Here is a 24,542-nt window from a genome sequence, read left to right on the forward strand (position 1 = left end):
GGTAATTGTATATAGAGACGCAACTGAAGTTGCTGATTTTTAAACGTCGTTGTTAGTGAATTTCACTAACAACATTCGCCTTGATAAGGAAAGGATACGGGGGTAAATGTATATATGCAGATGCAACTTTCCGTTGCAGGATATTAATCTTGTTCGTTTTCTATCTCTTTCTGGATTGTATAACTATCGCAATACCATTCAAAAAACTCTTTGGGAGTTGGCGCTATATCCTTTTTGAAATTTTCTTCTCCGTATTCCACCCAAAACCATTTAACAATAGTCGTTGCTTCACTATTGTGATAAGGTTGTATAATTTTGGCGCAATAATTCTGAAGAATAGAATAAGCGGTACTCCATTTAAGGCATTTTTTCAATCTGCTAAGCTGAAGCATTACGGCATCGGCGCCTTTTTTGCCCTTTACAGGTTCTTTTGCAAGTCTTTTCCAGGACATTTCAAATTTTTTGTCTATCGAAGTAAGTACGGCCTCTTTCATATGTCAATTGGTTTGAAGATTGGTTAAATTAGGTTCAGCTGTTATTTCCCTGCTGATATAATAACTATATCCAAATTTCGTGCCAAACTTTTGAAACCTTTCTCTGCTTATATGAAAAATACCTTGAAACCCTTATCTGGTAATGGTTTCATGTTTTATATTTTTTTTCAGCATTAAACCTGTCATATCATTTTAATTTCCGGAGAAAAAAATAATGGGGAATTCTATACACATGATGTGGCAAAATTTTGACGCTCTCCGCTGGCTTTAACATTATTTTTGATAACAATTTTCTTTTCAAATGCAATGTGTTGCCATTAGCTATAGTTTTGGCGACTATAGCATGTTGGGATAATATGTTTACAAGCCTTGTAAGGAACATTTATTTGTCTTAAACAAACAAAATAAAAGCGCAGGCATTATTATGAGAAATATAGATCTTCATAATGCAGCGCACCTTACTTTACCTCCTTATAATAACCATTACCGGTTGCGGCATAGCTAAGCCGGGTGCCAAATACCAGTTTTCGGATGGTTACTATAGTTCGCGTGGAATAGAAAATGTCCGTAAAGTATATATCTACAATCAGGACAGTACTATAAAAGTGTATCCCGTTACAAATGCCGGGAAACAAAGAAATGTGGACACGACGAGACATCATGTACTTATGTATGGACAGGTTGAACCTCATAATATTAAAAAAGAACCTGTTTTCACAAAGGGCAGCTTTGATATAGACTTTCTTACCATTCCTATTAAATACCGCTTTCCCTCAGATGGATTTGTAAGGCAATTGAATGCAAATCTGAACGGAGGTCTTTATCTGGGCTATAGAAAAGATTTCTATATTCTGCGTTATAACGTCAGTCCGATAGGCGTTTCTACAAGATCAACCACACATCTCGGCTTTTCTGCAGGCGGCTATATAGGATTCGGAAATACATTTATTTCGCAATATGTTACCCGGGGCTCAGTGCAATCGGAATATGACGGGTTAGTATTCAACCGCGGATTTGCCGCAATTGTTGCTTTAAACCGTTTTACAGCAGGCCTCGCCATAGGTTGGGACCGGCTTTTAGACAGGAACAATGAATATTGGATATACAATAACAAATCCTGGGTAGGTATCGTCCTCGGATTAAACCTCAACTGACAAATATTGCCCGATGTAGCAGCATACTTTTTATAAATAAATGACAAATTCCTTTCCGATGCAACCAAACATTCAATTATCTGTTGGATGATGGACTAACGACTCTTAATTACATTGCGAACATTAGTATAGATAGCGCAACAATTTTTAGTTGTCCGAATCAGATAAATTTCATTCATTTTAAACCAAAGTATTATGCTTAAACTTCAGCAACAAAAAAGAACATCCTCAACTATACCATTAACGGTATTGACAGGCGCTATTGTAGGCTCAGCCGTGGCTTTGTTATTTGCACCAAGAAAAGGACGCGATTTCAGGAATGATATAAAAGGCAAAGCCCTGGAACTTAAATCCAGGTTCAATAACACTGCTATCAAAAACAGTAGTAGTGATGAATCAGCATCTCATGTGGATATTTATAATAAAGCGACAATGCATACCGCGAAAACCAACAATATAAAAGAAGAACCCCGCACGTCGAAAGCCGCAGCGATGGTTAATCATCTGAAACATAGCAAGCATCCCGGCAGCGATCAACCTGAGATACTGTAAATAGATAATGTCTTCATTTATTACGACCACTTCATAACATAATTGCTTTCAGCAATCATTTCATTCATTCACATGTTACCGAAACATGGATATTAAAAATGAGCATGACATAGCCAAAGCCTCAAGTACTCCGGCAAACCACATGCTGTTTGCCGGAGGCTATGTGTTATTAGCTATTATAAGCCTGGGAGTTTATTTTTTATTCAGGTTGCACATCTTTGCGTTTACCCCTTTATTGGAAAAATTATTGCCCAAACTGGCCCTGGCCTGTTTTTGCACCTTTATTATACTGTCATTAGCCAGGTTTGCCGAGCGGTCAATTACAAGGCATGCACATGTAAAATCACAAGGATATAATCTGGTGCGGGTAATCCGTCTGCTTTCGCTTTTCGTAGTTTTTCTCGTTTTTATCTCTTTTCTGAATGCCAATTGGTATACTACTGCCGCTTCATTAGGCATTGTATCCCTTATTCTTGGTTTTGCCTTGCAAACGCCCATTGCATCACTGATGGGATGGGTTTATATTGTGATTCGTTCCCCGTTCAAAGTTGGCGATCGCATTCAGGTAAGTAACTTTACCGGCGACGTAGTAGAAATCAATTACCTCGATACTACTCTTTGGGAATTTGCAGGAGATTACCTTACCAATGATTTGCCAAGCGGCCGCCTCATAAGGTTTCCCAACAGCCTTATTTTTCAGGACGAAGTGTATAACTATTCATGGAACAAATTCCCTTATATATGGAACGAAATTCCCTTCCATGTTGCATATGAAAGTGATCTGCCTTTTATTGAGCAATCCATCCGGCGTATTGCCACAGAAGAATTGGGTGATATGGATGAAAAGGTAAAAGAACTGCGGCAAATGATTAAAAAGACGCCCGTTGATGAATTGGAAGTCAAAGAATATCCCTTTGTTCAGCTCCGCATCAATGCCAATACCTGGGTCGAAGTACTTTTGATTTATCTCGTAGAACCAAAACATTCCGGAACAACACGCACGAATCTGATTAAGCGAATCCTGGAAGAATTGATGAAAGAACCGGATAAAGTTATGTTCCCGAAAACCAATGCGCGTTAATACCTTATCAGTACATGTTTCAAAATGCAGGAATGACATCGTTTATAACAGGGTCTCATTTTATAAAAGAAGTTATGTACCGTAATTAGCAACATCGCATCAGGCCTTGATTATCTCAACAAAACATGAGCCTTACGGACAAGTAAATTGAGCCATTAAGGAAATCAGCCAATCGTTATAAAGCCCACCTTTGCATTGTAATTTATTTAAAACAAAAACAATGACAACAATCAAAAGAATAGCCCTTGGCGAAAATGGCCCGCTCGTATCCAAGCTCGGACTGGGATGCATGCGTATGTCTTCAGTTTGGGGAGGTCCTGTTAACGACGAAAGCGAAAGTATCGCTACCATTCAGGAAGCATTGGATAACGGCATTAATTTTCTGAATACCGGAGACTTTTACGGCAGTGGTCATAACGAACTGCTTGTAGGCAAAGCTATCAAAGGCAGGAGAGACGATGCATTTATAAGCGTTAAATTCGGCGCTATATTCTACAACGGTCAGATGCTTGGACTGGACCTGCGCCCTGTGGCTATTAAGAACTTTATCAACTATTCTCTGGTGCGCCTGGGCATAGATACTATCGATCTTTATCAGCCATGCAGAATGGACGGCAGCGTTCCGATGGAAGATATAATAGGAACAGTGTCCGACCTTATAAAAGAAGGAAAAGTGCGTCATCTGGGTGTTTCTGAAATAACTCCAGACCAGTTACGTAAAGCAAACAGCATATATCCCGTAACTGCATTGGAAATAGGTTATTCACTGGCCGATCGTCAGATAGAAACAGAACTTCTCCCTGTGGCGAAAGAACTGGGCATTGGCGTAGTTGCTTTTGCAAACACTGCTGAAGGACTGCTTACCGGTGAAATGAAGGCGCCGCTTGCAGCCAGCAGCTATCATAGCCACTTTTCACGTTTTCAGGGAGACAACCTGATAAAGAATTTGGAGAAAGTTGAAGTATTAAAGACAATGGCAAAGGAAAAAGGATATACACCCACACAATTAGCCATAGCCTGGGTAAATGCACAGGGCGATCATATCATGCCATTGGTAAGCATGAGCCGCAGAACACGCTTACCCGAAAATATACAGGCAATGGATATCGTTTTCACTCCGGAAGAGATGAATACTTTGAATACGCAGTTTTCGCAGGGTGCCATACTTGGCGGCACCTATTTGCAACGATAATGGGATGGGGCTTTACAGAAGCCCCATCTGTTTTATATCTTTACATCATGACAAATCCAACTGAAATAATTCCCGGCGTTATCTTTTATTCTTATCACTCCGCAATGAAAAAAGATAAAGTGGGTTTCTTTGAACACAGTACTTTGGTATTACAGGTTTCAGGGCAATTCACTTTGGAAACTGCCGGTCAGAAGATTTCAATGAATAGCGGCGAAATGCTCCTGATTCGTAAAAATCAGCTTGGAGAAATTACCAAGATGCCGCTGGAAGGAGGAGATTACCAGACCATTGTTATTTGTCTGAATGAAGAAATGCTACGGAATTTTGCATTAGAAGAACAGATAGAAGTCCGCCGGAAATATACAGGGCCCCTTAATGTTCTTATTCCTGAAAATGATTTCCTGCATGGCTTTTTCCAGTCAATAATACCTTATGTCCGTAATTCTGAAGAAAAGATAACCAAAGACCTGGGTATGCTCAAAGTAAGAGAAGGCGTAAAACTCCTGTTGCATGCCATGCCCGAGCTAAAAGATTTTCTGTTCGATTTTTCTGAGCCGCATAAAATGGATCTGGAAAAATTTATGGTCAGAAATTTTCACTTTAACGTGCCGGTTGAAAAATTTGCAAGGCTCACGGGAAGAAGCCTTGCAGGATTTAAGCGTGATTTTCAAAAAGCATTTGGAATGTCGCCCAGAGCATGGCTGCAAGAAAAAAGACTGACGGAAGCCATGCATCTTATAGAAAAAAAGAAAAAGAAACCATCATCCATCTATCTTGAACTTGGTTTTGAAAGCCTTTCTCATTTCTCGCATTCTTTTAAGAAAAAATATGGCAAAGCCCCTACCGAATGGCTGTATCAGATAAACTAACGCCGTTGTTGGTGTTTTCACCAACAACCCAAGCAAATATTATAGCTTCTTATATTTCCTATTCCCAATAAATGCACTGTAAAAGCCATTGTAATCATTTTTTGCTGCCGGAACAAGAACAGTCTCCACTTCAAGTGCTTTGAGCAATTGTATCTTATCCGATTTATCAGCTTTTGAAAATTCAGGTATAATCCATCGGATAGTATTTTTGATTTTTGCCTTTTTTCGCAACAACCTTGCCCTGAAATTCAGCAGGAACCACAAATGGTTTTCTGTATAGTCCATCCCAAACCCAAGTATATCTATATCACGCGTAAAAAAGAGATGCACCCAGTTTTCATCGGCAGCATCAATCAGGTTACCAAGCCCTTTGCCGCTATTGCTTTTAACCATATGGTGTACCTTTTCAAGATAATCGGCATAATGTTCAAAGCCAATCATTATGGAAGCCTCGGGATAACTTTGGATCTTTCCTTTATGCCATTATTGCACTCGCCATGAATATGCCATACTTTGTTGTTGCCGATCAGGTTATATCGATACAGACTGTACTTGGGCCTTTTCAGGTATTTGCCTGTTTGGCCCTCATACACATCATCAATCGACCTTTCTATACAATAATCATAATTAGTAGTAATGAAATGTTGGTAGATACCACTATTCACAAGTTCCATGCACCTGTCGTGCGGCTTTAACTTCATTGCTTCCTCTCCAAGTAAAACTTTCAGTTGCCGTATATTGTCCTCAATCCTTCCGCTGCCGTTCATAGCAAAAGCCATCTCTTCAAATAGCAAAGTATTGGATTTCCGTTCATCCAAGTCGATATTTATATTCACTTTGCTTTTTATGTTATTCAACAGTTCCTTCCATGATATCGAATCCTGATGAAGCTGATTAATGCCATTTCTAAGGAAAAGATATCTTTCTTCTTTCCGATAATAACTTTCAAGCGATGCGTAGTTTCTGTCTGCCATATTTGAATTACGAAGCAGTGTCTGGTATCTGCATTTTGTAATGACTGATTTTCATTACGAATTTCAATAAAAAAGGTAACTATATACATGTTTAGACAATATATTTAAAAGCCCTGAAAGGACGAAAGAGAACAGGATAGGGTAAACTTTATCCGCTAATAATAATGTGCAAATTCTATTTGTTAACTGTGGGCTGCAACTCATTGCTATTATATTTCATATTTTCATGGTTTTTTAAAAACGGTCGCCGTGGCATATTTTTATATTTAAAAACACCAGAATGATAAAGCATCAACATATTTCCGACGATAAAATAGATGCAGCAAAGCAGCTTGAAAAAGAGAACAAACCGGAAGAGGCGGAGAAAGCCTACCTCGAAATTATTAAAGAGATACCTGCCGCTTATGAAGCTTACAACCGGCTACTCATAATATACCGTAAACAAAAAGCTTACAGAAAAGAACTCGCCACAGTCAACAAGCTATCAGAGCTTTTGAGACCGAAATCCTTGATAAACAAAAACAATGGATAAAAGAGAATAAGGCGACAGCCAGGTTAAGCAAATCGCTTGCCGAGAAACTGGGCGTTATTAACAATAAAGGGCTGCCGGTTGCTGAAAATCCTGTTGTGGAAAAATGGCGTAAACGAAAAGAAGTTATTACCAAACGATTGAAGAAAGACTGATTGATATCTTACGGACTATAATCTTAAATCTTTTCCTAAATTAAAAATAATCAATCGATCCACCGAACATTTGATGCTTACACACGTTGACCTATCTTACAAAATATCATTACTATGCAAAATAATTCAGTGGACGTAGATGTGTTGAACGATCTTATTAAAATCAACAACGATCGCGTCAAAGGATATGAAAAAGCTTTATCTGAGGTAAAAGTGGAAGATACAGACTTGAAAGTATTATTCGCTAAAATGCTGAGGCAAAGCCAGGAACTTAAATCAGACCTTGGCATGGAAGTACAGGCTTTAGGTCACGATATGCCAACCGATACCACAACTGCCGGAAAAATATACAGAGGGTGGATGGATATAAAGGCAATTTTTACCGGAAATGACAGACATGCTGTACTAAGCAATTGCGAATTCGGCGAAGATGCTGCTCAAAATGCTTATAAAATGGCATTAGAAACCGATGGATTATCTGCTAATATAAGCAGCCTGATTACAACGCAGAAAGGGGAGCTGAAAATATCACATAATGAAATCAGAGCTATGCGCGATGCCGCAAAAGCTTAAACATTATTATTGCCGACGAAAAATGACGAATAGCTTAATGTGCTATTCGTCATTTTTTGATTGTTCCCATAGTTTAACCAGACCTGCATCTTTGCCAAATAAAGGATCATAATCAGGTAAGGGTACCTCCGAAATATTTTTATCGGCCTGCGGACGTTCATTCAGTTTTCCGTAGTTCATGTCATAATCATACCCCTTAGGATATGCTCCTATACATGTTACAGCGTTTTCATCCATAAGGTTCTTGTGTGCAACACCTGCAGGTATAACAACTATATCACCTGCTTGTATCCGTACTTTTGTACCGTCCTCTCCGCCAAACTGCAATATCGTACTGCCACGGCATACACCCATTAACTCATGTGTATTGCTGTGATAGTGATGGTATGTAAATATGCCTGATTCCCAGAAATTATACCAGTTATTTTGCTTGAAAGTTTCTTTGAAGATGTCGGATAAATCTTCGGTGAATGAAAACGCATTTCTGTAAACTACAACCGGCAATTTGCTGTTGGGAAATATTCCGTTATCCTCCAACAGGAAAAGCTGTGTCTGCATTTTTTCCATAGTACAATTAATTAAACAGGTAAGATATTCATAACGACTGGTTTGGCAGAATGTTGAGTAATGGAGAAAATTCCTTTTCCTTTTTAGCATACGTAACCAGCCATTTTCATTTGTCGTTACTTATCCGAACCATGAACAATAAGCGATGTTGTTTGGTTATAATACATTCCATACAACCAAAAACAACTATCATGGCAAAGAAAGCGACACCTCAAAAAGAAGATAAAAAAGAAATCGACCTTAATTTAAATAAGGAAAATAGTACAGAAACCTTTATGACTACCGATCAGGGAGTTAAAATAAATGATGATACGAATTCTTTGAAAGCGGGTGAACGGGGGCCGTCACTTTTAGAAGATTTTATTCTCCGGGAAAAAATTACTCACTTTGATCATGAAAGGATTCCCGAAAGAGTAGTGCATGCAAGAGGAGCTGCAGCCCACGGTTATTTTCAGGTTTATGAATCTATGAGCAAATATACTAAAGCAGGCTTTTTGCAGGATCCCTCCTTAAAGACACCTGTCTTTGTCCGTTTCTCCACTGTAGCGGGTTTCCGTGGTTCTACCGATCTGGCAAGAGATGTAAGAGGATTTGCGGTTAAATTTTACACAGAAGAAGGTAACTATGATTTAGTCGGTAATAATATTCCTGTCTTTTTTATTCAGGATGCTATTAAATTCCCCGATCTTATCCATGCTGTTAAACCTGAGCCGAATAATGAAATACCACAGGCTGCAAGCGCACACGATACGTTCTGGGATTTCATTTCCTTAACACCCGAATCCATGCATATGATTATGTGGGCAATGTCAGACAGGGCTTTACCCCGCAGTTACCGTATGATGGAAGGATTTGGCGTCCATACATTTCGCTTTATAAATGAAAAAGGCATTGCTCATTTTGTGAAGTTCCATTGGAAACCATTGTTAGGCATACATTCTGTTGTATGGGATGAGGCGCAAAAAATTTCAGGAAAAGATCCTGATTTTCACAGACGTGATCTTTATGAAGCTATTGAGAACGGCGCTTATCCGGAGTGGGAGTTTGGCGTTCAGATTATACCTGAAAAAGACGAACATAAATATGGTTTTGATTTGCTGGATCCTACAAAGCTGATTCCGGAAGAATTGGTTCCTGTACAGCGAATAGGGAAAATGGTTTTAAATCGTAACCCTGATAACTTTTTTGCAGAAACAGAACAAGTTGCCTTCCATCCGGGTCATGTAGTTCCCGGAATTGATTTTACAAATGATCCTTTGTTGCAGGGAAGGTTATTTTCATATACAGATACACAATTGTCAAGGCTTGGAAGTCCGAATTTCCATGAGATTCCAATCAACAGGTCTGTTAATGCCGTTCATAATAACCAGAGAGACGGCCACATGCGGCAGCAAATAAATAAAGGCCAGGCCAGTTATCATCCTAACACACTTGGTGGCGGATGCCCTTATCAGGCCAAAATGTCGGAAGGAGGTTTTGCTTCCTATCAGGAAAGGGTTGATGGAAATAAAGTCCGTGCAAGAAGCCAAAGTTTCATGGATTTTTTCAGTCAGGCCACTTTGTTTTTTTCCAGTCAGTCCAAACCCGAACAAAAACATATTATTGATGCTTTGCGTTTTGAATTGGGCAAAGTACAGACGGTTGCTATCAGACAACGAATGATAGGTTTACTGGCTTATGTTGACAAAAAGCTTGCGAAAGAAGTTGCAGATAACCTTGGACTGGAAGTAATGCCCGTTGAAGGTTTGCTGAACCATAATTTTGGTGCAGATGCCAATCCCGAAGATTATCAGAATCATAAAGCTAAGCAATCTATTACTCAATCTCCTGCACTAAGTATGGCCGGTAGTGCAAAATCAGTACAAACAAGACAGGTGGCTATTCTTGCTGCTAATGGCGTTGACGGAGCTTCATTAAAAAAAGTGAAAAATGCGGTAGAAAAAGAAGGAGGACAAGTAAAAATAGTTGCATTGACCAATGGCGCCATTACAGATAATAAAGGCAATTCCATTCCAGTAGATATGAGTTTACTTACATCGGCTTCCGTCCTTTTTGATGCCCTTTATCTTCCGGATGGGGAGCAGAATAATAAAGCTTTACAGCAGGACGGCGATGCAATTCATTTTATTAATGAAACTTACAAACACTGTAAAGCCATAGCTGCCGATGGTGCAGGCGCAGAACTTCTGAATGCAAGTTATGTCGGCATGAAAATAAAAGATAAAGCAAATGATAACCCGGGTGTTTTCATAGGCAAGTCATCCAATGGATCTATCGTTGCAGATTTTGTCAGTGCAATACCTACACGCTTTTATGAAAGAGAAGAAAAAGGTAAGGTGCCAGCTTAAACCCTGGATAAAAGCATAAACTTTATCCTTTCAATTAATAATTTCAAAACAATAAAATGGAACTCCACGAACAAATAAGAAAAGTCCTTTCAGAAAAAGGGATAAAAGATACAGAGGAATACAATTTGCGCGTATCAAAAACAGACATGCAAACAGAATTGACTGCACAAGGTTTCAGCAAAGAAGAAATTGATGAAGAACTGGAACGACTATGTCTTAATGGTACACTGGCAATGGATGAAATAAATATTTACGATTACGACGAACCGGTTTGACACATTTGAACCCTGGGCTTCTGATGATCATACTTATTCGCTTCGGTCTATTTTCCCCTAAAGCCGGATATAAATAACATAGTTAATCTGAATTGTTGTTATTTATATCCGGCTTTTATTTGCTTATTGCAAAATAAGCATCGTTAAAGGGTCACTAATATTTGATAAGTTCAACGGATTTCGGTTAAGATGATCTATCTCTGAAAATAAGGAATTCAAGGCATCTTCTTTATAATAAAGCAAGAAAACAGAACAGATTAATAAATATAAATGCAGGAATATTTACCTTACCTGAATGTTTGATAATATTAAGGTTTTTCAGAAAACCGGGGGAATAAAATAAACGTATAATTATATACATTTGCCTTTAATCCGGAAAGAGTAAACCAACCAAATTTCCCCGAATATTTAACCAAATAATTGACAGATGAATAGGATTTTAGTTATTGACGATGATGAAATTATCCAAAACGTGCTTGAAAAGGTTTTGACCAAAGAAGGACACCATGTAGAAATTGCAAAAAATGGCAAAGAAGGATTGCAAAAACTGGACCTTATGCCTTATGAAATTGTAATTACTGACCTTATGATGCCTTATGCAAATGGTTTTGAAATCATCAGTAAATTAAAACAACACCCTAATACCGAAAAAGCATCTATCATAGTTATATCGTCCATCACTCAGGAAGACTCCGTTATGGATAGTTTCAAACTTGGTGTGGATGAATATATAAGAAAGCCTATGATGGTAGGTGAGCTTTTACTTCGTGTCAATAAACTTTTAGCCAACAGATCGAAATATGCCTGATATTTTACCGGTAAATGAAACCGGTGAAGGCTTTACAATTCCTTATTTCGATCAATGGATGGCAATGCCTGTCATTATCAGAGTAGCGGTTGTTTTCATTGGTATCTCAACGATATTTATATTATATATCCAGTTCAGGATATGGTTTACACGTTATAAAGGTTATCTCCTTAATAAACGGGTTGAAAAAGTAGTGCCTGTTATTGATGCGCTTATTGCAGAAGAAATCTTTATGAAAAGTGAAACGGGTCAGAAAGGCGCACCTCATATTAATTTTGATGCCTTCAGGATTCCATTGTTTGCCAATCATAAAAACAAACAGATTCTGATTGATCGCCTGATTAACTACAGAAGAAGTTTTTCAGGAAGCATTGGCAATCATTTTAAGCAATTGTACCTGGAGCTCGGGCTGGATAAGCTTTCGACTAAAAAGATGAACCGCCGCAGCTGGAATATGAAAGTACGCGGCATTCGTGAATTAACCGGTATGGATGTATCCATTTCCGATGTAAACATATTGCCGCTTACCAATAGCAAACGGCACGAATTACGTACGGAAGCAAGAAATGCATATATCAAACTAAGTAAAAATGAGCCTTTCAAATTTTTTGATATCAGTTCGGAGCCTTTGCTTGACTGGGATCAGATTGAATTGTTCAAGACTATTACTACAACAGAAAATATCGCCATACCAAACTTTGCACGTTGGGTAACTTATAGCAACAACAAAAGTATCATATCCTTCTGCCTGAAACTGATTGTACATTACAATCAGCAAGATGCTGCGCCTGCCGTAATAAAATTGCTGGAAACGAAGGATCATATCTTAAGAGCTGAAGCTATTAATTGTCTGGGTAAATTAAAATACGAACCGGCAGAAGCCCAGCTCAGGCACATTTATAGTAACCAGCCTTTAAATTGCCAACTTGAAATATTAAAAGCCATCGGCCGTATGTCAACCGGAGAAAGCGCCCAGTTCCTTCGTCAGGAATTTATGTATTCTACCGACTTCGACATTCGTAAAAATGCTGCTATGTCTTTTGTTCGCAACGCGAGTCCCGAATATATTGATGAATTGATGGAAGCTTCAAACGATGAGAATAAACTCATATTGAAGCATAGTATGAACCCTTTAATCAAATATTAATGCATTCTATACTCCAATGGATTGCTGCTTTCTACGAAAGCACCGTGTTTGTCTATGGCTCGGTGCTGTTGGTTATATATGCGTTACTGGCTCTTTTGAGTTATATGGCTATCCGTGTTTTCTTACAAAAGGAAACCTATACCGATTATAGTGATCTGCTCAGTTCTGACCTTGCACCGGGCATATCTGTACTCGCACCTGCATACAATGAAGGTTTATCCATCATCATGAATGTGCAGTCGCTCCTGACCTTGAATTATCCTGTATTTGAAATCATTCTTGTAAATGATGGCAGTACCGATAATTCTATGGAACAGCTTATTAAAGAATTTGAATTAGTAAGAGTTGATTTTGCTTATAACCCGAAAATCAGGACCAAGCCGATTAATAATATTTATCGTTCCACCAATACAGCTTTCAGCAAACTGACCGTAATTGATAAAGTGAACGGCAAGAGCAAAGCAGATGCGGTAAATGCTGGAATCAATGTTGCTTCATTTGATTACTTTGTTTGTACTGACGTTGATTGCATTCTGGATAAAGATGCTTTGTTGAAATTGATAAAGCCTGTAATGGATGAACAATCAAAAAGAGTAATAGCAACCGGCGCTACTCTGAGGATTGCAAATTCATGCGTGATTGACAAAGGTGTTATTATTCAGATGAAGCCGCCACGAAACCTAATAGCACGTTTTCAGGAGATGGAATACGTACGCGCTTTTATATTAGGTAAGATGGGGTGGAGCTTTATCAACTGTGTGCCGAATGTATCAGGAGGTCTTGGTTTGTTTGATAAAGAAATTGCAATTAAAGCAGGTGGCTATGATCCTCTTTCATTCGGAGAAGACATGGAACTGATGGTCCGCATGTGTCGTTATGCCTGCGATAACCAGATAAAGTATGCCATACGATATATTCCTACGACCCTTTGCTGGACCGAAGGACCGGCAAATATTAAAGTATTGAAAGCACAACGCACCAGATGGGCCAGAGGGCTTGCCCAACTTATGTATGCGCATTTTAAAATGTGCTTCAACCCAAGATATGGCCGCATGGGAATGATTACATTTCCTTACAATTTTTTCTTCGAACTGCTGGCCCCTCTTATAGAGCTTAGTGGTATCCTGTATTATATTTTTCTGATTGTTACAGGTGGCGTCAATTATCAATATGCAATATTGCTGCTGTTGTTTGTTTATTCCTATTCCATTATGATTACCACCATAGCCATTCTATGGGATCAGATTGCATTCAGGCATTATAAATCCTGGAAAGAAGTGTTATTCCTGTGCTCTACCGCTTTATTTGAATTCGTTTTATATCATCCGCTGGTGGTTATATTTTCTCTGAGAGGCTATTATTATTTTCTCACGGGCAAGAAACATTCATGGGGCAATATGCAAAGGCAGGGATTTGCACAGGTAAAACAATAAGCAGGCAGGCACAATTATATTCAAAAGAAAATGGAAACAAGTATTTGGGATTATTTCAGTTCATTTTTCGAACGTGGCGTATTCATCTATGGGATGACTATGCTTTTGGCTTATGCCTTACTTGCCATTCTTTCTTACATTGCCATCAACCGCTTTCGCAAAAAGGAACAATATACTGACTACAGCCAGCTTACAAGCTCGACCCTTGCTCCGGGCATTTCTGTTATAGCCCCGGCTTTCAATGAAGCTGTTACCATCATTCAAAACGTGCGTTCGCTGCTGACACTGAATTATTCGAGATATGAAGTGATTATTGTAAATGATGGTAGTACTGACGAAACGCTTCAGAAACTGATTGACGAATTCGATCTTGTTCATGTTGATTTTGCATACAACGAAAAAATTAAATCAAAACCGGTCCGGAGAATATTCAAATCGTCCAACACTGCGTATGAAAAGCTGGTAGTAATTGATAAAGAAAACGGAAAGAGTAAAGCCGATGCATCGAATGCAGGTATCAATGTTGCTTCTTTCAACTATTTTTTGTGTACCGATGTGGATTGTATTATCGAGAAAGACACTTTGATAAAAATGATTCAGCCTTTTATGTCGGAAGAAGGCAGGAAGATAAAAGAGGTTGGTGAGCCCTGCCCTGAATGCGGTTATGTTCATGTTATTGAAGACAATAAAAGAGTTATTGCGACAGGTGCAACCTTGCGTATTGCCAATTCAAGCGATATTGAAGATGGCGTATTGGTACGCATGCGTCCTCCAAAGCACTGGATTCCACGTTTTCAGGAAATGGAATATATACGTTCCTATGTTCTTGGAAAGATGGGGTGGAGTATGATCAACTGTGTACCGAATGTTTCAGGAGGCCTGGGTTTGTTTGACAAAGAAATTGCGATCAAGGCAGGAGGCTATGATCCGTTATCCTTTGGTGAGGATATGGATCTTGTAACACGTATGTGTGCTTACATGCGTGACAACAAACAAAAATATGCCGTAAGATATATTCCTTCGACACAGTGCTGGACGGAAGGACCGCCAAACCTGAAAGTATTCGGAAGGCAACGTACACGTTGGGGAAGGGGCCTGATTCAGATAATCACCATCCATAAAAAAATACTGTTTAATCCCAGATACGGAAGATTGGGCTTAGTGGTATTTCCCTATAACTTTCTGTTCGAGTTTTTAGCGCCTATTATTGAGTTTTGCGGTATCCTTTACTACATATACATTTTAATTACAGGGCAGATAAACGTACAAAATGCATTGGTATTACTGCTTTTTGTGTACCTGTATTCTGTAATGATTACTACCATTTCTTTGTTTTGGGATCAATTGGTAAACCGCAATTATAAAACATGGGCGGAGGTTTTCGGGCTTAGTTTAATGGCGTTCCTGGAACCCATTATTTACCATCCGCTCATTGTGTTTTTTGCATTGCGTGGGTATTATTATTTCATTACAGGGCAAAAGCACGTTTGGGGCAACATGCAAAGGCAAGGCTTTGGACAAGCTCCTAAAAAATAAATTTACAATCGAAAAACTACACAGATCAACTATGAAAAGAAGATCCCTGTTTATAATTATTGTTTTGTTTGCAATAAGCCTTCCGCAAGTGTTCGGGCAAAAGAAAGACAGCGATGTATTGCTGAAGCAGATTAAAACCGAAATGGATGTAAACCGCAATTATGCCAGGGCCTTGTCTATGGCTAAGGACGCAGCAAAAGACTTTCCGCATGATGCCGATTTCAGATTCTTATTAGGTCGCCTGTATTACCTCAACCGTGATTATATCAATGCAGAAAAGAAACTGGATGAGGTGATTAATAAGACACCTGAATACAGAGATGCTTATCTGGCCGCTGCAAATGTGCAACTGGCAAAAGGTTACAACAATAAAGCTTTACAATATCTAAACAGGGGTCAGTCAAAATTTAATTATGACAAAGATATCAGAGCAAAAAAACTGGCAGTATATCAATTTTATGGACTATATCAATTAGGTGATTTATATGCCGACAGCCTTATCAATATGTTCTACAGAGACACAATGATAAAAAGGGCTTATGTGGATTACAGAGTTCAGACAGGGAATGCATTTCTGAAAAATGGATTGACAGAAGCAGCTAACCGGGAATTTGCAAAGGCAATCCAGGTAGCGCCCGAGAATCAAATAGTATTATCAAGCTTATTGGATGCAAGAATGAAATCAGGAGATAAGCAAAGCTCTTTAAATTTCATAAACAGCATGTTGTCGCGCCAACCTGATAATTATGATTTGCTGATGAAGAAAACCGGCATCCTGCAGGAATTGCATCAATATCCTGAAGCGATAGAGACAGCGCAGATTCTTCAAAAAAAATATCCAGGTGATGCAAAAGCACGTTCAATTGAAACGGAGCTTAAGCTGGAAGCAGCACGTTATTACAAGAGTACTGACCCTTACTATCAATATCAAAGTGTGCTGGAACACGCTCCGGGCAATAAAGAAGCATTAGACAATATCATAAATATTGCAATCAGCAGAGGCATGAATGACGAAGCGTTGTATTGGATAAATAAATCGCTTGGCAGTAATTCTTTTAATAAAGATCTGCTCATGAAGAAAATGAGCATTCTTGCACAGCAGCAAAAATTTACGATTGCAGCAGGTATTGCTGAAAGGCTTTATAAAAATGCTCCGGGCAAAGATACGCGCCAGACTTTCATTGACATGGAACTGGCCGCCGCAAGAGATTACAATGCTCAGGAAATGCCCGACAGCGCGTTGGATGCTTATACAAAAATATTGAAAGCGGAGCCAAGGCAGGCACAGGCGTTGAATAGTTCGGTCAACATCCTTTCCGCTCAAAAAAACTATACGGCGGCACTACAACTTCTGGATGAAGCCATTACCTATTACCCTGACGACTACAGATTGAAATTAAAGAAAGCTGCGATTATGCAGGAGAATGAACAATTTGATGAAGCAGCATTATTATTTGATCAGGTACAGGCGGATAATCCGGACGATCAGAAAGCCATTAACAGCATGGTGGACGCTTATCTGCTTACGGGCAAAAAGATGATGGAAGTTATGGATTATGACGGCGCTGCAAAAGCTTATAACAGAATATTACAAATACAGCCCGCCAACAAAGAAGCCATAAATAACATAACGAATATAGATCTTGCTTTAGGCGGGGATGGCAATCAACGTGCCCTTGACAGAATCAACATTGCATTGGAGCAATACCCGGATGATAAAGATTTATTACTTAAAAAAGCAGAAGCGTTAAACCGCCTGGGGCAGGTAGAGGCTTCCGGCAATATTACGGACAACCTCCGGGAACGTTATCCTTATAACACACAAATCCGCAGTCTTTATATAGATCAGCATTTAACAATGGCCAATTATTACCGAAAAAACGGCGATACGTTAAATGCCATAAATGCTTATTACAGCATTCTTTCAGCCAACAGAAGAGACACAACCGCATGGCTTGGATTAACCAATATCAGTTACGAACGCGGACAATATGCCGAGGCGATTGCTTATGCCGATACGTCATTGAATTTTTATCCCATGCAGGCAGATATGATGCTGAAAAAAGCATCGGCACAGGAGCAGCTAAAACAGTATGACAGCGCTGCCAATACTGCCGCAGTTGTTGCCAGACAATATCCTGACCAGAAGCGTTATACTGATTTTGCGGCTTATCTTAAAGGAAAAACATTCAGGAATCAATTAGGCCTTTCGTATCTCAATTCGCATATCGATTCTACGCAGTCATCTAATATTGCAACCTTGCAATACACGCATTTTTATAAAAAAATGTCGTTGACAGGTCGCCTGAATTTTGCGGGAAGATCGTATGGGACGGGGTTACAGCTTGAATTGGAATCCTATATTAATCATAGCGCAACCTGGTATTCATTTGTAAATGTAGGTGCTGCCAATAAATTGGTGTTCCCGAAATATAAAGCTGCATATAGTTTGTTTCACAATTTTGCACATGGTTGGGAAGCCGAGCTGGGTGGCCGTTTCCTTAATTTTGATTCCATATCAAGCGTATCGGCAGTTGGCTCCGTTGCAAAATATCTTGGTGATTTCTGGATTAATGCAAAAGGTTATGTCATTTTTCTTTCCGGCAAACAATATGGCGCTGTTAATCTCACCGCACGTCAGTACCTGAATAATAAAACCGATTTCTTTTATGCAATCATAGGTTATGGCAACTCACCTGATGACTATACACGTACCTATCAATTCACCGATAATATCAATTACCAGACTTATAGTATTGGTGCAGGTTATCAAAAAATGTTCAATTACAGAAATGTGGTAAGCCTTAACGCCAACTGGTATAACCAAAAAAGAGCAGAGGGTCTGTTTCGCAACCAGTATGATATCTACCTGACCTTTTTAAGGAAATTCTAAATGCATTTGAAGTATGAGCAAAGTATTATTCTTTTTGACCACACTTTTTTTACCTGTCGTTTTAATGACAGCAAGCTGCAAAGGACAATCGCTGAAGCCTGTTGCAGGCGGCGCTTCTGTTTATGCTATTGTTATTGCGGATGGGGCCAACAAAAATGATAATGAGTCTGCATTATTACTTCAAAAGTTTATAAAGCAATCAACCGGCGTTCTTCTCAATATTGTAACAGAAAATAAATACAAAGGGAATACAGCTTTTTACGTCGGACAAACCAGTAAGACAACTGCTCTTAATGAGTTTTCAAAAATTGAAAATGACGGTTACTTGATTGCAACGAAGGAGAAGAACATATTTATATCCGGCAGAAGAGGCCATGCTACGGAATATGGTGTTTATCATTTTATAGAAACCTACATGAATTGCAGAAAATATGACGGCTGGCCTGCAATAGTTCCATTTTTAAAAGAGGTGGTACTACCTGCAGACTTATCCTTTGTTTCCAATCCTTCATTTGTGTATCGTCAAAGTTATTACCCCATGAGTAATGATGCCGAATACCTCAACTGGCATGGCTTACACAAATTTGAAGATCTATGGGGCATCTGGGGGCATTCGTTTTTTAAACTGATACCGCCGCAGCAATATTTATCCACGCATCCTGAATATTTTGCGCTGGTAAACGGCAGGCGTACTCCTACGCAGCTTTGCTTAAGCAACCCGGAAGTATTGAAAATCGTCATTTCAAAACTCAGGCAAAAGATGACAGATAACCCCGATGCCGAATATTGGTCTGTAAGCCCAAATGACGGCGGCGGCAATTGCAGCTGTGATGACTGTAAAAAAGTTGATGCACAAAACGGCGGCCCTTCAGGATCATTGATCCGGTTTGTAAATCAGGTGGCGGCATCTTTTCCCGATAAGAAAATCACAACGCTGGCATATGGTTATACTTCTCATGCACCAACACACATAAAGCCTGCGGGGAATGTAGTCATTTTATTAAGCACTATAGATGCTTACAGGGAAAAACCATTATCTGAAATTCCTTCTGCAAGCGGATTCCGTAATGACCTTACTGCATGGAAAGATATCAGCACCGCAATTTTCATTTGGGATTATTGTACCCAGTTTACAAATTATATGGCTCCGTTCCCTGTCCAGAATAATTTTCAACCGGATTATAATTTTTTCAAAGATCAGCATGTTACCGGTGTCTTTGAACAGGGTAGTGGTGATACTTATAGTGATATGGCCGAATTGAATAGTTATATCCAGGCTAAGTTGTTGTGGAATACCAAGGCAGATATAAAAGCAATTACAGATGATTTTTGTAAAGGTTATTATGGAACCGGCGCATCATCTGTACAGCAATATCTTAATGTACGTCAACAGAATCTTATTGCTTCAGGCAAGCATCTTGATATTTATGGCAATCCGATTAATGACCGCAAAAGTTTTTTGTCACCTGAACAGTTGACAGCATACAATGCATTGATAGCTAAGGCTGCTGCTTCAAACACAAACCCTAAAATATCAGACAATATCGAACGCCTTCAATTACCACTTCTATATACAACATTACAACAGTCGAGGCATTACGGAACAGAGGAACATGGTTTCCTTCAGCAAAACAATACGAATGTTTATAAGGTTAACCCCGAAATAATGAACAAAGTGCATGAATTTGTTGCAAAGGCAAAAAAGGTGGGTGTTGTTGAATTGTCTGAAGGCGGCTATAGCCCTGAAAAATATCAGGAGGAATGGAATGTCATTTTTGCGCGTACCTGGCCGGTAAATTTATTTTACGATGCAAAAGTAAAACTGGCAACGCCTTTTGCAGAAGATTATCCGGCAAAAGGCAACCATACATTAACGGATGGCATGACAGGTTTTAATGACTTCAGTTATAACTGGCTTTGCTTTTACGGAACCGATATGGACGCTGTTTTGGACGCAGGAAAAACAGTGGATTTTAAGACTATCAGTATTAATTTCCTTGACGATCCAAGGCATTGGATTTTCCTTCCCGTAAGTGTCAGCATTGCATTTTCAGATGACGGAATAAACTTTAAAACGGCTTCCGAACAAAAAACACCCGTTGAACAGGAACATGATGACCTGTTTATCCGTAATTATAATTTTAAAGTCCCCGGTAAATCAAGATATATAAAAGTGATTGCCAGAAACAATACAGGATTGCCTTCATGGAGAAATTACAGCAACAAAAAGCCTATGATTGCATGTGATGAAATTATGGTTATGCCGTAAAAAGCTTACATCTTCAATTGCTTCATCATTACTATGTTCTCGTATTTATTATGCTCCATTTGAAAAGTTGCTTTGCCTTTCGGTTCATATTGCTGGCGTTCGTAAAAGCGGATAGCTCTGTTGTTGCTGTCCAAAACCCACAACCACATCCATTTATCTCCTTTTGATAAAACAGTTTGCTCCGCTTCCATAAGCAGCCTGTAGCCAATGCCCCGGCCACAAAACCATTCCAGGATGTATAGCTTGTTTAGTTCCGGTCCTGCTATACCATTAACCGGTGCTTTCTTGTCAAACTCAATTTCCGCAACGCCTACCAGATTGTTCTTATGAGCGGCCACTATAACGCTGTCGGGGTTACTTTGGATAATATTTTCCAGGCGTTCAACTGCAAACTGCTTTGTAATAAAGTTCGCAAATTCATCAGACACACCTTCAATGCCATACGTCTGGATATATACCTGCTTGTAAAGTATGGACAATTTTTTCGCATCGGAAAGAACGGCTTTCCTGTATTGAATATCCTGTGTCATCTTATTCCGTTTCAAGTGAAGAAAACGACAATTCACATACTCCGCTTTTCCAGATGTGGTTTCCCAATGAAGCAAGCGCTTCTTTATCTTCATCAAAGACCTTTGAAAAAATATTGCAGCTGTCAAGGCCTTTCCCTTCGCCGTAATAAATGCCCATGCAGTTAGAGGTTTTAACTCTTGACGGACGTAAAGGCCCATATACCACCTCTCCCGGCACCGTAAAAACAGATGCGTTTTCCTGTATGATATCCAGAGACGGGGCATTATCAATCCATATTTCTTCGCCCGATGTCCTTGCATGCATAAATACACGACTGAAGGGTAGGGCTGCAGCAAAGGCTTTGCTTGTTACAGGTGCATCTTCGTAATAGGCAAACCTGATAATGGTTCCTTCCGGTGTTGTTAGTTTATAACCTTTCATTTGTTTTTACTTGTTTCTTTTATAGATACCCAACGGTTAAAAAAACTTTGTGTTGATAGTTGCTGTTCCGTTTCATCCAATGCCATTAACAGGTTGTGCGGGCCGGTCGTGATTTCATTAACCACCTCATTCATTATATCGCAAACAGGCTGCATTGCTTCTTTAATGGATAATGCTTTCGGCGTAAGCGACAACATCCTTTTACGTTTATCAATTTTGTCTTTAGAAGATTTGATGAACTTCTTTGATTCCATTTCCCTGACGAGCGCAATTACAGAAGGATGTGCATAACCTAACTCATCTGCTAATTCCTGTACGCTTATGGGAGATCTTCTGATAAGTATCAGTAAAACCGGCGACCATTTCGGCTCCCATGCTATGCCTTGTTTTTCATAGATAAGTGATACATCTCTTCTGATAATTTCGCCAAGGCGTATCAATCTCGATGCTAATGCTATACCCTTGAGATCACTGATAATATAGGACATCCGGACAAAGTATGATTGTTAATTAAATAAATGTAGTTGACTACGTATTTAACTACGAAGATAGCATAAATATTGAATTGGCAAAATGTTTTCTAAAAAACAGGAAGCCCTTATCTGTTGAATAAGGGCTTCTTGCTTTATGAATATTAGTTTGTGTCGATTACAACGTACTGCGCTTGTCTTCTTTCTTCGCTTTTTTATCTGCTCTTTTTTCTTTCAGATTTTTATCTGCTTTCTTCTTTTCACCTTTTTGCACTGTTTTCTCTTTGGACATTTTATATTGTTTTTATACTTGTGAACTTATTTTTTCATGAAGATATTAATCGATTTCTAAACGGTCTGAATGCACTTTTAATATGGAACATCTAATTCTTCCAGGTTAAAATAAATGGTGTAATTATCATCAAGTCTTTCAATCTTATCTGTTATTTCCGAAGGTGTAGCATCTGAGAATTGCAAATAATAACCATATCTTGTACGATTGGTATCTCCATTGTTACATTCCACTTCTTCAGCATATTCCTCCAGCTCATCGTAAGAAATGCCTAACCATCTGGCCAGCTTTTTCCTGAAATAATCTTCTTTATTATCAATATTATTATTTGAATTCATCTTGTCCGGATTTTGATTTGTAATTCAGTGTCCAATAGATAGTAGCTGAAAGACAAGTGGAGTGTTGAAATGGTTATAATAAAAATGACAGCATAATATCATAACCAATGATTAGAGAAATTTATCTCAAAGGCATAAATAAATCTTTGAGTTTAACGGAAGCCTGCAATCAAAATCCTGTTACTTTTTTTGATCTTACACAAGGTAGGCTATTTCAATTAAAAAGACAGAATAAGGAGTTTATAAGGTACTTCCCATTACTTGAAATTTATTTATAAGCATAGCAGGCCTGTTTATAAATGTAAATGCAATAAAATAAAATTTAATGCGGATTTATCGGTATAGCTTTACATTATATAAAAATATAAAAATGCAAAATACATTTTCCAGATCTTTCAGACTGGATGCAACAACTGAAAAGAAATTTTATTTCGTACCCGAGCAATCGAAAGATGCTTTACATTACAATGTTCATATCAATAATGATCCTGAATTGAAGAAATTTGTATTGACCAAAGGTGAAGGCCAATGGAAGATTAAAGAGCAGCAGATAAAATTACCCGAATGGGTTTATACATTGCAACCGCAATTTCACGAAAAAATAGAAGAGTCCTTAGACAGCCGTAAATAAAGGGCAACCAAAGTAAAACCGGCTTCTTATTTTTAATCAAATCGAATAGAATGGTTAGCGAGATTAAATCTGATATCAGTATCATCCTGAATGAAAACACCGGCGCTGAGCAAAATATTGAAAACGGTAAGATTTTTAGTCTTTCTGCCTTGAGAGCACGTTTGTTTAAAGCAGGATACACTGCAAGGGAAATTAATGCTACAATGGCAAGCTATGCCAAACGCGGACTTATGACACCTTTAGCAGGAACAGAAAATGATGGGCAGTATGTTTTTAATAAAAAAGCCTACGAAGTATAAATGAGCATGAAAACATGCATCATGGCTTAATATCAGTGCTATTGGTTTTATACTACTATCAATCAACTTAATTATTTGAATAACCGGAGGGTCCGATGTGATTTGCAGCTATTCTCTCTCTCCGGTTATTTTTCATTTGATATTATACAGACCATGCAGATAAAGTTAGTAACGGCAGAGCAATTTCAGTTTTTAAAGGAAGGTGATATTTTAGAGAAATTTCCTGCAAACGGTAAGGCTGAAGCTATATTTGATAACCGGAGAAAAGCCGAAATCAACAAATACGAAATCAGAACGATTAACCACAAAAAGCAAAGCCTGAGCCTTGTGGCGGCAGAAAATGTTCAGGGAATTTTCACATGGCCTGGTGATGAGGAAAGGCTACATACCGATTGCCTGAGTCTTGTGTCTGAAGATATCTGGTGGATCTCTTAAATGACAGGAGTAAATGACGGTGGCACAGGAAGGTAAGCAGGATATGAATATTAAATCAAAAGTCCGTAAATGATTTGCCGGGTCACGCTTTTTTTATCCCTTCGGTTAAGAGCTTTACTGCTTTGTGGACGCAGGAATTGAATTTCTTTTCACCTAAAAAGTCCTTTAATTTTCCCAGTGAGTGTTCTAATTGGTAGGCTACCTTATCCTGTAATACTTTTTTGTTATAAGTTGGTTTCGTCTCTTTAGCCATATTGGTGGTTTGTAAATTTAACAC

General features: G+C 38.8%; 27 protein-coding genes. 18 read left to right on the forward strand and 9 right to left on the reverse strand.

From position 1 onward, the window contains the following. Positions 1-143: 143 nt before the first annotated feature. Entirely contained in the window at positions 144-494 is a 351-nt protein-coding gene (locus F0919_RS15300; RefSeq protein WP_150033666.1) for a hypothetical protein, read from the reverse strand. 446 nt (positions 495-940) lie between these two features. On the opposite strand from F0919_RS15300, the gene F0919_RS15305 reads away from it, so the two are divergent. From F0919_RS15305 to F0919_RS15325, 5 genes are all read left to right on the forward strand, one after another. Continuing rightward, entirely contained in the window at positions 941-1,648 is a 708-nt protein-coding gene (locus tag F0919_RS15305) for a hypothetical protein (RefSeq protein ID WP_150033667.1), read from the forward strand. A 195-nt stretch (positions 1,649-1,843) separates the two neighbouring features. Continuing rightward, positions 1,844-2,200, forward strand: a complete 357-nt coding sequence (locus tag F0919_RS15310) for a YtxH domain-containing protein (RefSeq protein WP_150033668.1) — start codon at positions 1,844-1,846, stop codon at positions 2,198-2,200. 85 nt (positions 2,201-2,285) lie between these two features. Continuing rightward, positions 2,286-3,281, forward strand: coding sequence for a mechanosensitive ion channel family protein (locus tag F0919_RS15315; protein ID WP_150033669.1), 996 nt, complete (start codon positions 2,286-2,288; stop codon positions 3,279-3,281). Positions 3,282-3,501: 220 nt separating this feature from the next. Continuing rightward, positions 3,502-4,473, forward strand: coding sequence for an aldo/keto reductase (locus tag F0919_RS15320; RefSeq protein ID WP_150033670.1), 972 nt, complete (start codon positions 3,502-3,504; stop codon positions 4,471-4,473). Between the two features lie 47 nt (positions 4,474-4,520). Then, positions 4,521-5,342, forward strand: a complete 822-nt coding sequence (locus F0919_RS15325) for an AraC family transcriptional regulator (protein WP_150033671.1) — start codon at positions 4,521-4,523, stop codon at positions 5,340-5,342. A 39-nt stretch (positions 5,343-5,381) separates the two neighbouring features. Here the strand turns inward: F0919_RS15325 and F0919_RS15330 are convergent, their stop codons facing one another. Both F0919_RS15330 and F0919_RS15335 read right to left on the reverse strand, forming a co-directional pair. Next, positions 5,382-5,783: a hypothetical protein gene (locus F0919_RS15330; RefSeq protein ID WP_150033672.1), complete on the reverse strand. Its 402-nt coding sequence runs from the start codon at positions 5,781-5,783 to the stop codon at positions 5,382-5,384. Beyond that, positions 5,783-6,316, reverse strand: a complete 534-nt coding sequence (locus F0919_RS15335; RefSeq protein ID WP_150033673.1) for an SIR2 family protein — start codon at positions 6,314-6,316, stop codon at positions 5,783-5,785. Before F0919_RS15335 ends, F0919_RS15330 begins: the two co-directional genes overlap by 1 nt. Positions 6,317-6,596: 280 nt before the next feature. Between F0919_RS15335 and F0919_RS15340 the strand changes: the two genes are divergently transcribed. Then, a complete protein-coding gene (locus F0919_RS15340) occupies positions 6,597-6,848 on the forward strand; it encodes a hypothetical protein (RefSeq protein WP_150033674.1) in 252 nt (83 codons plus the stop codon). 266 nt (positions 6,849-7,114) lie between these two features. Further along, positions 7,115-7,573, forward strand: a complete 459-nt coding sequence (locus F0919_RS15345) for a PA2169 family four-helix-bundle protein (RefSeq protein WP_150033675.1) — start codon at positions 7,115-7,117, stop codon at positions 7,571-7,573. A gap of 42 nt (positions 7,574-7,615) precedes the next feature. Here the strand turns inward: F0919_RS15345 and F0919_RS15350 are convergent, their stop codons facing one another. Continuing rightward, positions 7,616-8,140, reverse strand: coding sequence for a cupin domain-containing protein (locus F0919_RS15350; RefSeq protein ID WP_190277406.1), 525 nt, complete (start codon positions 8,138-8,140; stop codon positions 7,616-7,618). Between the two features lie 191 nt (positions 8,141-8,331). On the opposite strand from F0919_RS15350, the gene F0919_RS15355 reads away from it, so the two are divergent. The 8 genes from F0919_RS15355 (at position 8,332) to F0919_RS15390 (ending at position 20,849) form a co-directional block, all read left to right on the forward strand. Further along, positions 8,332-10,488, forward strand: coding sequence for a catalase (locus tag F0919_RS15355; RefSeq protein ID WP_150033677.1), 2,157 nt, complete (start codon positions 8,332-8,334; stop codon positions 10,486-10,488). A gap of 56 nt (positions 10,489-10,544) precedes the next feature. Then, entirely contained in the window at positions 10,545-10,763 is a 219-nt protein-coding gene (locus tag F0919_RS15360) for a hypothetical protein (RefSeq protein WP_150033678.1), read from the forward strand. A gap of 427 nt (positions 10,764-11,190) precedes the next feature. Further along, a complete protein-coding gene (locus tag F0919_RS15365) occupies positions 11,191-11,571 on the forward strand; it encodes a response regulator transcription factor (RefSeq protein ID WP_150033679.1) in 381 nt (126 codons plus the stop codon). Continuing rightward, on the forward strand, positions 11,564-12,718 hold the full coding sequence (locus tag F0919_RS15370; protein WP_150033680.1) for a HEAT repeat domain-containing protein: 1,155 nt from the start codon (positions 11,564-11,566) through the stop codon (positions 12,716-12,718). The genes F0919_RS15365 and F0919_RS15370 overlap by 8 nt, the downstream gene beginning before the upstream one ends. Beyond that, complete coding sequence (locus F0919_RS15375; RefSeq protein ID WP_150033681.1) at positions 12,718-14,151, forward strand: glycosyltransferase family 2 protein; 1,434 nt, start codon at positions 12,718-12,720, stop codon at positions 14,149-14,151. The genes F0919_RS15370 and F0919_RS15375 overlap by 1 nt, the downstream gene beginning before the upstream one ends. A gap of 30 nt (positions 14,152-14,181) precedes the next feature. Further along, positions 14,182-15,687, forward strand: a complete 1,506-nt coding sequence (locus F0919_RS15380; protein ID WP_150033682.1) for a glycosyltransferase family 2 protein — start codon at positions 14,182-14,184, stop codon at positions 15,685-15,687. 31 nt (positions 15,688-15,718) lie between these two features. After that, positions 15,719-18,580, forward strand: coding sequence for a tetratricopeptide repeat protein (locus F0919_RS15385; RefSeq protein WP_150033683.1), 2,862 nt, complete (start codon positions 15,719-15,721; stop codon positions 18,578-18,580). Between the two features lie 13 nt (positions 18,581-18,593). After that, positions 18,594-20,849 carry a DUF4838 domain-containing protein gene (locus F0919_RS15390; protein ID WP_150033684.1) on the forward strand — a complete coding sequence of 752 codons (2,256 nt, stop codon included), beginning with the start codon at positions 18,594-18,596 and terminating at the stop codon, positions 20,847-20,849. 5 nt (positions 20,850-20,854) lie between these two features. Here F0919_RS15390 and F0919_RS15395 read toward each other — a convergent pair whose 3' ends face one another. The 4 genes from F0919_RS15395 to F0919_RS15410 all read right to left on the reverse strand — a co-directional run bounded on the left by F0919_RS15395 (position 20,855) and on the right by F0919_RS15410 (position 22,900). After that, positions 20,855-21,379, reverse strand: coding sequence for a GNAT family N-acetyltransferase (locus F0919_RS15395; RefSeq protein WP_190277407.1), 525 nt, complete (start codon positions 21,377-21,379; stop codon positions 20,855-20,857). A 1-nt stretch (position 21,380) separates the two neighbouring features. Then, a complete protein-coding gene (locus F0919_RS15400; protein WP_150033686.1) occupies positions 21,381-21,800 on the reverse strand; it encodes a DUF3830 family protein in 420 nt (139 codons plus the stop codon). Next, on the reverse strand, positions 21,797-22,288 hold the full coding sequence (locus F0919_RS15405; protein ID WP_150033687.1) for a MarR family winged helix-turn-helix transcriptional regulator: 492 nt from the start codon (positions 22,286-22,288) through the stop codon (positions 21,797-21,799). Before F0919_RS15405 ends, F0919_RS15400 begins: the two co-directional genes overlap by 4 nt. A 351-nt stretch (positions 22,289-22,639) precedes the next feature. Beyond that, complete coding sequence (locus tag F0919_RS15410) at positions 22,640-22,900, reverse strand: hypothetical protein (RefSeq protein ID WP_150033688.1); 261 nt, start codon at positions 22,898-22,900, stop codon at positions 22,640-22,642. A 370-nt stretch (positions 22,901-23,270) separates the two neighbouring features. Here F0919_RS15410 and F0919_RS15415 point away from each other — a divergent pair, with 370 nt between their 5' ends. From F0919_RS15415 to F0919_RS15425, 3 genes are all read left to right on the forward strand, one after another. Next, on the forward strand, positions 23,271-23,531 hold the full coding sequence (locus F0919_RS15415; protein WP_150033689.1) for a hypothetical protein: 261 nt from the start codon (positions 23,271-23,273) through the stop codon (positions 23,529-23,531). A gap of 50 nt (positions 23,532-23,581) precedes the next feature. Beyond that, the gene (locus F0919_RS15420; protein ID WP_150033690.1) at positions 23,582-23,830 is read left to right on the forward strand and encodes a hypothetical protein; all 249 of its coding nucleotides are present in this window, start codon (positions 23,582-23,584) and stop codon (positions 23,828-23,830) included. 153 nt (positions 23,831-23,983) lie between these two features. Continuing rightward, on the forward strand, positions 23,984-24,265 hold the full coding sequence (locus F0919_RS15425; protein ID WP_150033691.1) for a hypothetical protein: 282 nt from the start codon (positions 23,984-23,986) through the stop codon (positions 24,263-24,265). An 82-nt stretch (positions 24,266-24,347) separates the two neighbouring features. On the opposite strand, the gene F0919_RS18475 is transcribed toward F0919_RS15425, so the two are convergent. Continuing rightward, a complete protein-coding gene (locus F0919_RS18475; RefSeq protein ID WP_190277408.1) occupies positions 24,348-24,518 on the reverse strand; it encodes a hypothetical protein in 171 nt (56 codons plus the stop codon). Positions 24,519-24,542: the final 24 nt, after the last annotated feature.

The organism is Taibaiella lutea (assembly GCF_008629695.1).
Taxonomy (GTDB): Bacteria; Bacteroidota; Bacteroidia; order Chitinophagales; family Chitinophagaceae; genus Taibaiella; species Taibaiella lutea.